Source organism: Mycobacterium montefiorense, from assembly GCF_025823255.1.
Taxonomy (GTDB): domain Bacteria; phylum Actinomycetota; class Actinomycetes; order Mycobacteriales; family Mycobacteriaceae; genus Mycobacterium; species Mycobacterium montefiorense.
The window spans coordinates 30846-44920 of the sequence record NZ_JACKVL010000008.1 but is presented as its reverse complement, the minus strand read 5'-3'; the positions used below and the strand labels follow the sequence as shown (position 1 = coordinate 44920).

At 64.3% G+C, this 14075-nt stretch carries 14 protein-coding genes and 1 tRNA gene; 4 read left to right on the top strand and 11 right to left on the bottom strand.

Going from position 1 to position 14075, the window contains the following annotated elements:
• Positions 1–8: 8 nt before the first annotated feature.
• The 6 genes from rho to argS all read right to left on the bottom strand — a co-directional run bounded on the left by rho (position 9) and on the right by argS (position 8575).
• Positions 9–1895, bottom strand: a complete 1887-nt coding sequence (gene rho, locus H7K34_RS06585; protein ID WP_264061036.1) for a transcription termination factor Rho — start codon at positions 1893–1895, stop codon at positions 9–11.
• Between the two features lie 267 nt (positions 1896–2162).
• The gene (thrB, locus tag H7K34_RS06580; protein ID WP_264061240.1) at positions 2163–3098 is read right to left on the bottom strand and encodes a homoserine kinase; all 936 of its coding nucleotides are present in this window, start codon (positions 3096–3098) and stop codon (positions 2163–2165) included.
• Positions 3099–3123: 25 nt separating this feature from the next.
• The gene (gene thrC / locus H7K34_RS06575; protein ID WP_264061035.1) at positions 3124–4206 is read right to left on the bottom strand and encodes a threonine synthase; all 1083 of its coding nucleotides are present in this window, start codon (positions 4204–4206) and stop codon (positions 3124–3126) included.
• Positions 4203–5528: a homoserine dehydrogenase gene (locus tag H7K34_RS06570; protein WP_264061034.1), complete on the bottom strand. Its 1326-nt coding sequence runs from the start codon at positions 5526–5528 to the stop codon at positions 4203–4205. The genes thrC and H7K34_RS06570 overlap by 4 nt, the downstream gene beginning before the upstream one ends.
• A gap of 3 nt (positions 5529–5531) precedes the next feature.
• Complete coding sequence (gene lysA, locus H7K34_RS06565; protein WP_264061033.1) at positions 5532–6926, bottom strand: diaminopimelate decarboxylase; 1395 nt, start codon at positions 6924–6926, stop codon at positions 5532–5534.
• Positions 6923–8575, bottom strand: a complete 1653-nt coding sequence (gene argS / locus H7K34_RS06560) for an arginine--tRNA ligase (protein WP_264061032.1) — start codon at positions 8573–8575, stop codon at positions 6923–6925. The genes lysA and argS overlap by 4 nt, the downstream gene beginning before the upstream one ends.
• Before the next feature lie 114 nt (positions 8576–8689).
• Between argS and H7K34_RS06555 the strand changes: the two genes are divergently transcribed.
• Positions 8690–8765: transfer RNA gene (locus H7K34_RS06555), tRNA-Arg, on the top strand.
• Positions 8766–8958: 193 nt separating this feature from the next.
• Here the strand turns inward: H7K34_RS06555 and H7K34_RS06550 are convergent.
• Positions 8959–9309, bottom strand: a complete 351-nt coding sequence (locus H7K34_RS06550; protein WP_264061031.1) for a hypothetical protein — start codon at positions 9307–9309, stop codon at positions 8959–8961.
• On the opposite strand from H7K34_RS06550, the gene H7K34_RS06545 reads away from it, so the two are divergent.
• Entirely contained in the window at positions 9300–9983 is a 684-nt protein-coding gene (locus H7K34_RS06545; RefSeq protein ID WP_372510704.1) for a helix-turn-helix domain-containing protein, read from the top strand. The two genes, H7K34_RS06550 and H7K34_RS06545, sit on opposite strands and share 10 nt — an antisense overlap.
• A gap of 24 nt (positions 9984–10007) precedes the next feature.
• Here the strand turns inward: H7K34_RS06545 and H7K34_RS06540 are convergent, their stop codons facing one another.
• A complete protein-coding gene (locus tag H7K34_RS06540; protein WP_264061029.1) occupies positions 10008–10601 on the bottom strand; it encodes a TetR/AcrR family transcriptional regulator in 594 nt (197 codons plus the stop codon).
• A gap of 107 nt (positions 10602–10708) precedes the next feature.
• Between H7K34_RS06540 and H7K34_RS06535 the strand changes: the two genes are divergently transcribed.
• Positions 10709–11362 (top strand): transmembrane-type terpene cyclase, encoded by a 654-nt coding sequence (locus tag H7K34_RS06535; protein WP_264061028.1) that lies wholly within the window; start codon positions 10709–10711, stop codon positions 11360–11362.
• A gap of 16 nt (positions 11363–11378) precedes the next feature.
• On the opposite strand, the gene H7K34_RS06530 is transcribed toward H7K34_RS06535, so the two are convergent.
• The 3 genes from H7K34_RS06530 to H7K34_RS06520 all read right to left on the bottom strand — a co-directional run bounded on the left by H7K34_RS06530 (position 11379) and on the right by H7K34_RS06520 (position 13190).
• Entirely contained in the window at positions 11379–11885 is a 507-nt protein-coding gene (locus tag H7K34_RS06530; protein ID WP_264061027.1) for a hypothetical protein, read from the bottom strand.
• Positions 11886–12042: 157 nt separating this feature from the next.
• Complete coding sequence (locus tag H7K34_RS06525) at positions 12043–12570, bottom strand: DUF4232 domain-containing protein (RefSeq protein WP_264061026.1); 528 nt, start codon at positions 12568–12570, stop codon at positions 12043–12045.
• A gap of 53 nt (positions 12571–12623) precedes the next feature.
• On the bottom strand, positions 12624–13190 hold the full coding sequence (locus H7K34_RS06520) for a carboxymuconolactone decarboxylase family protein (protein ID WP_264061025.1): 567 nt from the start codon (positions 13188–13190) through the stop codon (positions 12624–12626).
• Between the two features lie 45 nt (positions 13191–13235).
• Here H7K34_RS06520 and H7K34_RS06515 point away from each other — a divergent pair, with 45 nt between their 5' ends.
• On the top strand, positions 13236–14024 hold the full coding sequence (locus tag H7K34_RS06515; protein ID WP_264061024.1) for an SDR family NAD(P)-dependent oxidoreductase: 789 nt from the start codon (positions 13236–13238) through the stop codon (positions 14022–14024).
• The last annotated feature ends 51 nt before the right edge of the window (positions 14025–14075 follow it).

The following is a 14075-nucleotide window of genomic DNA, read 5'->3' as shown; positions in this document are numbered from 1 at the left end:
TCGCGAGACTAGTCGTTATCCATATTTCCCGGTGTCGTGTTGGACACCTGGACGAGGAACTCGTAGTTGGTCTTCGTCTTGCGCAGCTGCGACATCAGCAAGTCGATGGCCTGGTGGGAATCCAGACCCGACAGCACGCGGCGCAGCTTGTGCACAATGCCGAACTCGTCTGGCGAGAGCAACAATTCGTCCTTACGAGTACCGGACGGGTTGACGTCGACCGCCGGGAAGACCCGGCGCTCCGAAATCTTGCGGTCCAGCTTGAGCTCGGCGTTACCGGTGCCCTTGAACTCCTCGAAGATGACCGTGTCACCGGTGGATCCGGTCTCGACCATCGCCGTGGCGATGATGGTCAGCGATCCGCCTTCTTCGATGTTGCGCGCCGCGCCCAGGAAACGCTTCGGCGGGTACAGCGCGGTGGAGTCGACACCACCGGACAGGATCCGGCCCGACGCGGGTGACGCGTTGTTGTAGGCGCGGCCCAGCCGGGTGATCGAGTCCAGCAGCACCACGACGTCTTTGCCCTGCTCGACGAGCCGCTTGGCGCGCTCGATCGCCAGCTCGGCGACGGACGTGTGGTCCGACGGCGGCCGGTCGAAGGTCGAGGCGATGACCTCGCCCTTGACCGAGCGCGTCATGTCGGTGACCTCTTCAGGGCGCTCGTCGACGAGCACGACCATCAGGTGGCATTCCGGGTTGTTCTGGGTGATCGCGTTGGCGATGTCCTGCAGGATCGTCGTCTTACCAGCCTTGGGCGGGGAGACGATCAGGGCACGCTGGCCCTTACCGATCGGCATGATCAGATCGATGACTCGTGTGGTCAGCCGGTCGGGAGTGGTTTCGAGACGCAGCCGCTGGTTGGGGTACAACGGTGTCAATTTTTGGAAGTCGGGACGCTTCTTGACGTCTTCGACCGGTCCACCGTTGACGCTGTCCAGGCGGACCAGCGGGTTGAACTTCTGCCGCTGGTTGGGCTGCTCGCCTTCCTTGGGCACCCGAACCGCGCCGGTCACCGCGTCACCGCGGCGCAAGCCGTTCTTGCGCACCATATTCATCGACACGTAGACGTCGTGCGGGCCGGCCAGGTAGCCGGAAGTGCGCACGACGGCGTAATTGTCGAGGACATCAAGGATGCCGGCTACCGGTTGGACGACGTCGTCCTCCCGCAATTCGGTGTCGGGACCGCCCTCGCCTGAGCGTTCACCGCGACGCCTGCGATCGCGATCGCGGAACCGGCGGCCCCGCCGGCCTTGACGCCCGTCGCCGTCGTCATCTTGCTGATTCGAGCCGCCACGATTCTGCTGGCCGCCCGAGCCTTGCTGGTCGCCGCTCTGGTCGCCGGTGTCTGATGAGCGCTCGTCCGTCTTGTTTTCCTTCTGGCCCGCGTCACGTTGGCCCGCGTCACGCTTGTCGGAGTCGCGCCTGTCACCCTCGCGAGTGGCGGTGCCGTTGCGGTTCTCCGAGCCCTCCTCATCGGCGGTCCGGGCGGTCGACCCTGCGCTACGGGAAGCGCCGCGTCGTTCCCGGCGCGGGCCACCCTCGGTGGCTGAATCCTTCTGTTCCCCTTGGGCAGTCGGTGCTTCGCCGTCAGTTTTCTGTTCGTTCTTTTCTTGGTCAGACTTGCCGCTGTCCTCGGATGGGGCGGCGCCGGCGGAAGTGCCGTTGGCTTGTCCCCTGACTTCCTTGATCGCGGCAATGAGTTCGTTCTTACGCATACCCGACGTCCCCTTGACGCCGGCTTGGTTGGCCAGCGCACGCAACTCGGGCAGCACCATGGTGGACAGGGAGCCGGTCGAGACTTTGGGTTTCACGTCTGGGGTGTCTGTGGTCACGGCGTTCGACAGCTGATTGCTGTCGGTGCTTTCGTCAGCCGTGAACAGGTCCGTATCAGTCACGGATTTCCTTTCTTCCCTCGCTGATCACGTCATACGAGGGGTTCGTTGCATTCAGCCAACTTGCCGAATGCGCCCAATCATCGACTCTGCGACGGTCGTCGCCTGGATGGGCGGAGTAAACGGCGAACCTCGTCAGCGAGAAGAATTGGTGTTATCCCAGCGGGAAGGCAGTATGTATGCAGATGCAGATCCTGCGATTGCTGGACGAAGCCGAGAATAACCCGCATCTGAGATTGAAGCAAGCAAACCCTCCGGTGAGCCTGTGGATTAACCGGCGATCGTGACGCCAGGACTCCAGCGAACTCCTTCGCCGGCTGTCATCTCGGCAATGGTAAATCCATGGGCAAAGCCATAGTCCAGCGCCTCCGACGGTAGCTCCGGCTTCGTAGTCATTGCGATGACAGACGGACCCGCCCCCGAAAGCGTCGCTGACACGTTAAGACGCCGCAGCAGCCGCAGATATTCCGCCGACGCCGGCATTGCGGGCGCGCGTTGCGGCTGGTGAAGCACATCTTCGGTAGCCGCCATCAGCAGATCGGGGCGTTTGGTCAGCGCGACCACCAGCAGTGCGGCGCGGCTGACGTTGAACCTGGCGTCCTCGTGACTGACCTGAGCGGGCAGCAGCACCCGGGTCTCCGCGGTCGACGAGCGGTCCTCGGGGATCGCGCAGAACAGCCGGATATCGGGATGCAGCCCCAGCGGGACAGCCGAGTAGTCGGGCGTGTCGCCGGTCCGGTCGATCCAGGAAACCACCGCACCACCCAGCACCGCGGCGGCAGCGTTGTCAGGATGACCCTCGAACTCCGAGGACAACTGGATCAGCTGCGCGGCGCTGAACGGGTCCGAATCTGTCTGCGCAACAAGACCATTGACCGCGGCAAGGCCGCTCACCACCGCCGCCGCGGACGAGCCGAGACCGCGAGAATGCGGGATGGCGTTGCGACAGCGCACCACCATGCCGGGAACCCTGACGCCGGCAGCCTGCAACCCACGCTCGATGGCGCGCACCACCAGATGCTCGGGACCCAGTGGTACCTGACCGGCACCCTCGCCCTCGACGTGCACAACCAGGCCGGAATCGGTTGTTTCCAAGACGATCTCGTCGTGCAGACTCAATGCCAGACCGATACTGTCGAAACCCGGGCCGAGGTTGGCGCTGGACGCCGACACCACGGCGCTGGCCACCAGCCCGGCGGGCAGCATCTGATTCACGGACAGGCCTTAACCACTACGCCAGCCCCAACTTCTCGACGACGAGTACCGGATCCACTGGCAGCGCGGACACGCTCGGCATATCTTTCAGCGCGGTGTCGGGATCCTTGAGGCCGTTGCCCGTCACCGTGCACACCACGGTCGATCCGCGCGCTACCCAACCGTCTTCGACGGATTTGAGCAGACCCGCGATGCTGGCCGCGGACGCCGGCTCGACGAACACGCCTTCAGATTCGGCCACCAGATGGTAGGCCGCCAGGATGTCCTCGTCGGTCGCGGCTAGGAAGCGTCCATTGGATTGCTCCTGAGCCGCAACGGCAGCCGACCACGACGCCGGGGAACCGATGCGGATCGCGGTGGCGATGGTTTCGGGGTTCTTGACGGGTTTGCCGTGGACCAACGGCGCCGCCCCCGCGGCCTGGGTGCCGAGCATCCGGGGCAGCTTCTCGAACAGGCCCTCCTGGTGATACTCGGTGTAGCCCTTCCAGTACGCAGTGATGTTTCCCGCGTTGCCGACCGGAAGCGAATGGACGTCCGGAGCGGTGCCCAGGGCGTCCACGATTTCGAACGCGGCCGTCTTCTGGCCCTCGATGCGCACCGGGTTGACCGAGTTAACCAACGAGATCGTCGGGAAGTCGGCGGCCATCTTGCGGGCCAGCTCCAGACAGTCGTCGAAGTTGCCATCGATCTGAATGATCTTGGCGCCGTGCATAACCGCCTGCGCGAGCTTGCCCATCGCGATCTTGCCCTGCGGTATCAGCACCGCGCAGGTGATGCCGGCGCGCGCAGCATAAGCGGCCGCGGATGCCGAAGTGTTTCCGGTCGACGCACACAACACGGCCTGTTGCCCGCGGGCCACCGCGTCAGTGACCGCCATCGTCATGCCCCGGTCTTTGAAGGAGCCGGTGGGGTTGAGGCCTTCGACCTTGAGGTGGACCGTGCAACCGGTCTGCTCGGAGAGCCGGGTCGCGGGAATCAGCGGGGTACCACCCTCGAGCAGGGTGATCGGCGGCCAGTCGTCGCCGACCGGCAACCGGTCACGGTAGGCGGCGATCAGGCCCGGCCAGGGTTTGTGGATGGCGGTGCGCGGCGTGGTCATATGCTGGTTCCTTCCAATCTCAGCACGCTTGCCACACTCTGCACGACGTCCAAATCAGCCAGCGCATCAACGGTTTCGGAGAGTGCCGCGTCGGTGGCGCTATGCGTGACCACCACGATGCGAGCCCCGACCCGACGTCCGCCTTCGTCCGCGACACCTTCCTGACGGACCTCGGCGATGCTCACCTCACGCTTGCCGAACTCGGCTGCCACCGCGGACAACACGCCGGGCTTGTCGGCGACGTTCATGCTGACGTAGTAGCGAGTGGATATGAAACCCATTGGCGCGATCGGCAATTTCGCGTACTTGGATTCTTTCGGCCCACGGCTGCCCAGCACCCGGTTGCGGGCGGCCATCACCAAGTCGCCGGTCACCGCCGATGCGGTGGGCGCACCGCCGGCGCCCTGACCATAGAACATCAGCCGGCCCGCCGCCTCGGCCTCCACCACCACGGCGTTAAACGCACCGTTGACGGTGGCCAGCGGATGCGACAGCGGGACCAACGCCGGGTAAACGCGCGCCGAAACCCGTTGCTGGCCATCGTCGCCTGCGATGCGTTCGCAGATGGACAGCAGCTTGATGTTGCAGCCCAGCGCGTGTGCGGATACGAAGTCGGCCGGGGTGATCTTGGTGATGCCTTCGCGATAGACGTCGTCGGCGGTCACCCGGGTGTGGAAGGCGATGGACGCCAGGATCGCGGCCTTGGCCGCGGCGTCGTAGCCCTCGACATCGGCGGTGGGATCGGCCTCGGCGTAGCCAAGCGCACTCGCGTCGGCCAGCGCACTTTCGTAATCGGTGCCGGTGCTGTCCATCGCGGAAAGGATGTAGTTGGTGGTGCCGTTGACGATGCCGGCCACCCGCACCACGGTGTCACCGGCCAGCGACTGGGTGAGCGGACGGATGACCGGGATCGCACCCGCGACCGCCGCCTCGAAATACAAGTCGACATGTGCATTTTCGGCTGCCTGCGCCAGCTCTTCGGTGGACGTGGCCAACAACGCCTTGTTAGCCGTCACGACGGACTTGCCGTGCTCCAGCGCACCCAGGATTGCCTTGCGCGACGGCTCGACCGGCCCCATCAACTCGACGACGATGTCGACGTCTTCCCGCGACACCAGCTCGTCGATGTTGTCGGTGAGCAGCTCGATGGGGACACCGCGATCGGCAGCGACGCGCCGGACCCCGATGCCGCGCAGCGCGAGAGGCGCGCCGACACGGGCCGCGAGATCGTCGGCGCTCTCCTCGATGATGCGGACGACTTCGCTGCCGACGTTGCCGAACCCAAGCACCGCTACGCCGACAGGCTTTTCATTACCGGACACAGTTCACCTCACTTCCAGACTCAGCAAATCGTCGACCGTCTCCCGGCGCAGCATCAGGCGTGACCGCCCATCGCGAACCGCGACCACGGCGGGCCGGCAGATCATGTTGTAACGACTCGACAGCGAATAGCAGTAGGCACCCGTCGCGGCCACCCCCAGCAGGTCGCCTGGCCCCAGGTCACCGGGTACCCAGGTGTCGCGAACGATGATATCGCCGCTCTCACAATGCTTTCCGACGATACGGGCCAGCGTTGCCGGCGCATCGCTGATCCTGGACACCAGCCGGGCGTCGTACTGCGCGTCGTAGAGCGCGGTGCGGATGTTGTCGCTCATGCCGCCGTCGACGCTCACGTAACGCCGGATTGCCGTCGCGCTGACCTCGACGTCCTTGACGGTGCCGACTTCGTACAGCGTGATGGTGCCCGGTCCGGCGATCGCCCGCCCGGGCTCCACCACCAGACGCGGTGCCGGCAGTCCCACGGCCGCGGACTCATTGCTGATGATCGTGGTCAGCTTGGCGGCCAGTTCGGCCATCGGCGGCGGGTCGTCGGAGGCCAGGTACGAGATGCCCAGGCCGCCACCGAGATCGACAGTGGAGATCTGCGCGGTTTTGTCCACCCCGAACGCGGCGACAACCTCCTGCAGCAAGCCGAGGACACGGCGCGCGGCCAGCTCGAAGCCGGCGACGTCGAAGATCTGCGAACCGATGTGGCTGTGCAGCCCGACCAGTCGCAGGTTATCGGTCGCGAACACCCGCTCCACCGCAGCCATCGCCGCGCCGCCGGCCACCGACAGGCCGAACTTCTGGTCCTCATGCGCGGTGGAGATGAACTCGTGGGTGTGTGCCTCGACCCCGACGGTGAGCCGAACGAAGACGTCCTGCACGACACCCGCCTCGCCCGCAATGGTTTCGAGACGCTCGATTTCGGTCATCGAATCCACAACCACGTGACTCACACCGGCTTTGACCGCGGTAGTCAACTCCGCGACAGATTTGTTGTTGCCGTGAAACGTGATTCGCTCCGGCGGGAAGTTGGCGTGCAGCGCAACGGCCAATTCCCCGCCGGTGCACACGTCGAGCGAGAGGCCCTCCTCGTCGATCCAGCGCGCTATCTCGGTGCACAGGAATGCCTTAGCGGCGTAGTGGACATTGGCGCCGCCGCCAAATGCCGCCGCAATCTCTTTGCAGCGCGAGCGGAAGTCGTCCTCGTCGATGACGAAGAGCGGCGTTCCGTACTGTTGGGCCAGATCAGTCACCGGGATCCCGGCGATGACAGCGATTCCGTCATCGTTGCGAACCGTGTTGCGCGGCCAGACATTCGGCGCCAACAGCAGCAACTCTTCGGGCGACTGCGGCCGGGGCGGGCTATCCGTGGTACCGGCGGGGTGGACGTTCACATTCTCTCCGGGGCGCTGACGCCGAGTATTGCCAGGCCGTTGGCGATGACCTGGCGGGTGGCCTGGCACAGCGCCAGGCGTGCGGTGTGCAGGTCGGTGGGTTGTTCGTCGCCCTGGGGCAATACCCGGCACGAGTCGTAAAACCGATGATAGTCACCAGCGAGGTCTTCCAGATAGCGGCAGATCCGATGCGGTTCCCGCAGGGATGCAGCGGTTTCGAGTACCCGGGGGAATTCTCCGATGGTGCGCAGCAGCGCACCTTCCTTCTCATGGCTGAGCAGTTCGAGGTGCCCGGTGTCGGGGATCAGGCCGAGCTCGGCGGCGTTGCGGGCCAGCGCCGAGAGCCGAGCATGCGCGTATTGCACGTAATAGACCGGGTTTTCGTTCGATGCCGAGGACCACAGCGCGAGATCGATGTCCATGGCGGTGTCCACCGAGGAGCGGGTCAGGCTGTACCGTGCGGCGTCGACGCCAAGCGCGTCCACCAGGTCGTCGAGCGTGATCACGGCGCCGGCGCGCTTGCTCATCCGCACCGGCTGGCCGTCGCGGACCAAGTTGACCATCTGTCCGATCAGCACCTCGACGGTCGCCGGGTCGTCGCCGAAGGCGGCGGCCGCGGCTTTGAGTCTGGCGATGTAGCCGTGGTGGTCGGCACCGAGCATGTAGATGCACAGGCCGAAACCGCGTTGCCGCTTGTCCAGGTAGTAGGCGAGGTCGCCGGCGATGTAGGCGGGTTTGCCGTCGCTCTTGATCACGACGCGGTCCTTGTCGTCGCCAAAAGCGCTGGTGCGCAACCAGCTTGCGCCGTCTTTCTCGTAGATGTTGCCGGACTCGCGAAGCCTGGCAACGGCTTCGTCGACCCGGCCGCTGGTGTGCATCGACTCTTCGTGCGTGTAGACGTCGAAGTCGGTGCCGAACTCGTGCAGCGATGCCTTGATGTGGGTGAACATCAGATCGACGCCGATTTCGCGGAAGGTCTCGTGCATCTCGGCTTCGGGCAGGCTCAGCGCGTCGGGCGCCTTCGCCAGCACCTGCGCGGCGATGTCGTTGATGTAGGTGCCGGCGTAGCCGTCCTCCGGGGTGGGTTCGCCCTTGGCCGCGGCGATCAGAGAGTTGGCGAACCGGTCGATCTGCGCGCCGTGGTCGTTGAAATAGTATTCGCGGACCACGTCGGCACCCTGTGTCGAGAGCAACCGGCCCAGGGCATCGCCGACGGCGGCCCAGCGGGTCCCGCCGATGTGGATCGGTCCGGTGGGGTTGGCGGAAACGAATTCCAGGTTGACCTTACGGCCGGCCAGCTCCTCGCAGTGACCGAAGCGGCCGCCGGCGTCGATGACATCGTTGACGACCTTGGCTTGGGCCGAGGACTCGAGGCGCAAGTTGATGAAGCCCGGCCCGGCGACTTCCGCCGACGCCACACCGTCGGCACCGGCCAGTGCCTCGGCCAGCCATCCGGCCAGTTCACGCGGGTTGGTGCCGACCTTCTTGCCCAGCTGCATCGCCAGATTGCTCGCGTAATCGCCGTGCTCGGGGTTACGGGGGCGCTCGACGGTGACCGTCGCCGGTAGCGCAGACACGTCGAGGCCATGCTCGGCAAGCACCGCGGATGCGGTGGTTTTGAGCAGCTCAGCCAGGTCAGCGGGGGTCACGAGCGTCCATCCTATTGGTTGGCGCGCCTACGCCCCGAATCCATTGCGGTGACGACGCAGCCACCTCGATGCGTTAGTCTGTCGGGGCCCAATGGCGCAGTACCAATATCGTGCGCCCCCGTAGCTCAGGGGATAGAGCGTCTGCCTCCGGAGCAGAAGGCCGCAGGTTCGAATCCTGCCGGGGGCACCACCGTTTACGCAGGTCAAGCCGGTTCAGGCTGCCGAGCTAAGTTGCCGGGCCGCACTCTTGCAGTGAGATGCACGGCCCTCAAGCTGACGTTTGGCGTGCGATATCGCTGTCATCGCCGGATGTCAGCAAGTGACACAACTCATCTGGTTTCGACCAGAACGGGGAATGTCCGGCGTCGAACTCGACCACCTCGTCACAGAACTGCCCGGCCGCCTGGCGGGCCCATTCCGGGTTGAGTGTGCAGTCCGCAGTGCACACCACATAGCGACTGCGTGAGTCTTTCGTCGGGCAGCGGGATCGGCTCGGAGAACAGTCTGGTGGCACGCTCTGTGGTCAGCCGCGGCAGGACAGTGCTCCTGACATCATCGGGCGCGCAATCGTGGTAAAAGAATTCCTCGGCGATCGCCGGGGTCAACGTCGTCCCGCCGAACTCGTCTCGCGACATCCCAGCAAAGGCTTGGCCCCACGCGTCCAGCAACATGCGCTCGCCATCGGCGATCCGTTCGAGGACGCTGACAGCGCGCCGCGGAAGGAATGCGGCCACCAACACAAGTTCACGCAGCGCCAACCGGCGCGCGACGGCCCTCGACAGTGCTGCGGCTCAACGTCATTGACAATGATCCGGATCGATTTGTCCAGGTATGCGCCAGTCTGAAGTTCGACGAGACGACCGCGGCGTTGCTGCTGGACTACGTTCCGAGTCGCGCCAGGATCGCGGCCGGCAGCGACGGCGCCGAGGCGTTGCGACCGGCCCTGCAGATGCTCGAACGTGAGACCCGCGACAACGCAGCCGGGACGACCGTGATGCGGAATGTGTTGACGCAGATCCTGATCGTGCAGGTGGTTCGGACGTTGCTCGACTGCACCGAAACTGATGGCTGGCTGCGCGCCATGCGCGATCCCAACCTGGGCCCGGCGCTGGCGGCGATGCATGTGACCCCCGGCCGGAACTGGAACGTCGCCGAACTCGCCGCCGCCGCTAACATGTCCCGGAGCTCGTTTGCTCAGCGATTTACCGACGGCGTCGGGGTATCACCGCTGGCGTACCTGTCGGCTCTGCGCATGCGTGCGGCGTCTCGGCTGCTGCGGTCCACCGCACGCACCGTTAGTTCGGTGGCGGCCGAAATCGGATATTCCTCGGAAGGCGCATTCACCCACGCGTTCAAGAGATTTAGCGGGCTCACCCCGAGTGCATATCGACGCGCGGAGACGAAATAGCAGCAACACCAAGGCTTCCGATGATTAAGCGGCAATCGAGGTGATCATGAAGTCGATGCCGGCAAGCGCCTCTGCGCGGGCGGCGTCGACATCGAGCGCGTTTGCGACGAACAGGGCCGCCTCATTTGTTGCGGCGATGATCAGCCGAGCGGTCATCCGGGTCGAGGGCAGCGGTCGCACCTCTTTTGTCGCGATGCCGCGCTGAAGCAGTCGATCCAGAACGTCGAGGGTGTAGCGATCGTCAATCTGGTGCCACCGGGTAAAGCCAAGCACCGATAACGCGTCGGTCAGCACGACCTGCCGGATGTAAGGGTCGGTGCACCAATCCAATAGGTTCCGTACCGACATCCGCATGATCGCCAGGGGCGAGGTTATCCCGGCACTCCACTCTCTGGCCCTGCGGACGCCGTCCTCCTCGAAGTCGGTGAGCAGCGCCTCGAGCACCGCGGCCTTGTCCGAAAAGTGGTGATAGAAGGCCCCCTTGCTGGATCCGGCGCGATCCAGGATCGCGTCGATGCTGCACCGGTGATAGCCGTGCTCGGTGAACAATTCGCGGGCGGACGCCACGATGGCCGCGCGGGTCGCGGCACGGCGATCGGCCTGGGTTCGTCTCGTCATCGGCCGACGCACCGGTGTTCAGAACTGAGTCGTCGATTTGACCACGCCACATGTTACAGACTACTAGTCTGTATGTTGACCACGGCGGAATGAGGTCTCCGAAGTCCATGATCGAGATATTCGGGCTTGCCAGCGGGATCTTCTGGATCATCACCTACGCATGCGTGATACGGCAGGGCCTGCTCGACCGCGCATCCGCGATGCCCTTTCTCGCGTTGGCAATGAACATCACCTGGGAGTTCCTGTTCACGTTCGTCTATCCGTCGGTCGGCGGAGTGATGCAGGAGGTGATCAACCTGATCTGGTTCGCCGCCGATATCGCGATCCTGGCGGTCTTCTTGAAGTACTGGCGCTCCGACTACCCGAAAAGCCTTCCCGAGGTCTACTTCTGGCCCGCCTTCGTCGTCACTTTTGTCATGGTGGCCCCAATGATGATCGCCACGGTGTCGGTGTTCGGACGCGAAAGCGGCTCGGTTTATACGGCGTTCGTCGACAACCTGGTCATGTCGGCGCTGTTCTTGAGCATGCTCATTCGTCGCGGTGATCGGCGCGGCCAGAGCATGTGGATAGCCTGGGGTAAGCTGCTGGGCACGTTGACCGCTTCCATCTCCCAGTACCTCTACACCCCGGGAAATGTTCTCTGGCTGGTGATCTACGTTGAGATTCTGGTTCTCGACGTGCTCTATGTGGTCTTGTTGTCGAAAGCGCCGCGGTATCAGCGCGATGAGGCGCGCGTCGACCCGACGACCGCTTCGATCTAACTCGTCGTCTATCGCCTCACAGCCGTTGGATCGAGATCCGTGCGTTGACGTGCCAGGCCGAGCCGTTCGCGTTGACCTGCAGATAGAGGCCCTTCACCTCATTACCAACCTGGTGCTCGACGACGAGGTTGGCCTTGTCCTTGACCCTCACGAAGGTCTCCATGAAGCTCGGCAGCGCGTTGGCGTCGCTTCCGGTGCCGATAGACAGCGCCTTGGCGTTGCTGGCGTTGAGCACGTCGATGGTGGGAACGACATCCGGCGCCAGGGCATCCTCGAGATATCGCAGCCGCGCATAGCCGGCCGGTGGCGCCAATAACGTCGGGATGATGGCCGTGTTGGCCACATCGTAGGAGTTGACGAGCGACATGGCGGTGACGTGATACAGACCAGCCCGCAGCGTCACAACGCCGGTCCGGTCGTCGAGGCTGATGTTCTCGCCTTCCTGGACTTCCTTTTTGTTGAAAACGCGGGCGTTCCAGCCGGCAACCATCGGCTTGTTCGACAGCGAGTATTCCGCGTACACGGCGTAATCGGCCGCGGACGCGTCGGGACTTCGACTACACGCTGCGACGGCGATGCTTGCGATCAGCGCGATGGTTGCGACAAGCGGTGCGATTGAACGAGACCTGATCATCGATGATGAGCCCATTGCATCCGAAACCTAGATCCGACAACGGGATTCACGCGTACGGTTGCAGCGGCCCGACGCGGCCACCCGGGTGGGTTCCGTCGCCCTGTCGTAGCACGGTGAGGCCGTCGGCAATCCAGGGAGTCTGTAGCGCTGTGGTGGAGTCCGGCGGAGTCACCACAATGGTAGTAGGCGGCCAGGCCGGCTCCCAGCCGCCGGGGCCTATCTTCGGCAGGAAGGCCACCAGGCTGGCGGCCGATGCTCCTGGCGCGAGAACGACGGCCTGCACATCGCCGCTCTGTCTCGGCAGGCTGTAGGTAGGGCCTAACGTCGGGTCGTCGGGGCCGACGAGGTCCACGCCGGGATAGCCCTGCAGGGTGCAGGTCTGCTGGGAGACATTCGTCAAAATCACGTAAAAGTGCAGATAGATTTGTTGGCCGGGCGAAATCGGTGGACTGGCGGCCAGATTCAGCGAATCGGCCCCGCACCATGGCGTGGCTGCCGCTGTCGTATTCGCCGCCGCCGGTACAGCGAATGCCGACACAAGGGCCAGGGCGGCCGCCGATGTTGCGAGTTTCACCGAGTTCGCCTCCCTACCTTCATATGTCGAGGCCAGTGCGAGAACCCTAGCCCTTACACCGGCTTTGTGCTGTCGACCTGATCCTGGCCGTACGTGATGACGGGGGCGGAGTCGCCGTAGACATCGAGGGTGTGGATGAAGCGGTGCAATCCCATCACGCCCGCGCAGGTGAAACCGAGCTCGATGATCTGCGCGGCGGTGAATTGCTCAGCCAACCGCTGGTAGAACTCGTCGTCCATGGCGTGGTGATCAGCGGAGAGCAGATCGAGGAACTCGACGGCCATCTGCTCTTGCGGCGTCAGCGCGCCGTGGCCCGGCGCCAGCAGGCATGCGACGTCGTCGTCGGTGATCGAATCATGCTTGCGCGACTGGCTACAGGGTTCGCACTCGCCGAGTTGGGCGCTGCGGATACGCAGTAACTCGAGGATCCGGCCGCCGAGCAGAGTGCCGGCACCGAGGTGGGTCCTGGCCATGTTCACTTGCTCCAGCTGTGCGCTGCGATAGGCGAAGATCTGCAACGGCACCGGCGTCGCGTAGAGCCCGGCGGCCACGCCGGCATCGACGATTTCGCGGGAGTGCGAGCTGAGTTCTTCCATCGGGATCGGTGCAATACGCGGCATTAATTCAGGCTATCTTTTTTACGCGGTAGTCAAAAGGAGAAATCAATGTCCAGACTTGCCGGAAAGGTCGCGATAGTTACCGGAGGTGCCGGCGGGATTGGTGCGGCGACGGCGAACGAATTAGCCCGCGAAGGCGCGGCCGTTGCCGTCGTCGACATCGACGAGGCGAAGGCCAACGAGGTCGCCGACGAGATTCGGCAAACCGGTGCCCACGCCATCGCGCTGGGCGGCGATCTCGCTGAGGAAGAGGTGGCGAGGTCGGTGGTGCAGGCCACGGTGGCGGAGTTCGGCCGGCTCCATGTTCTGCACAACAACGCCGCGCTGACCGCCAGCAGCTTCCTGTCTCGCGACACCACGGTCACCGAGATGCCCATGGACGTATGGCAGCGGTCGTTGCAGGTCAACCTCGGAAGTCAGCTGCTGATGTGCAAATACGGCGTTCCCGAGATGCGGGAAAGTGGCGGGGGCTCGATCGTCAATATGTCGTCGGGCGCGGCCCTGTCCGGCGACCGGACCCGGCTGGCCTACGGCGTCTCGAAAGCCGGGGTGCACGCCCTGACGATGTACGTGGCCACCAGCGAGGGAAAGCAAGGCGTTCGAGCGAACACCGTCGTGCCCGGCTTGATCCTCACCGACGCCGTGTGCGCACACCTGTCCCCCGAAATCCTCGACGGCCTGGGCCTCGCCACGTTGACGCCGTATGTCGGACAGCCAAAAGACGTCGCAGAACTCGTCGTTTTTCTGGCGTCGGAGCAGTCCCGCTACATCACCGGACAAATGATTTCGATCGACGGCGGAATGTCGGCGCACGTGGCGATCAATACGGGCGATTAATTGCAGCCATTATCGGCACAGAGCGCTATTCAGCGAATGTGAACTAAAGAA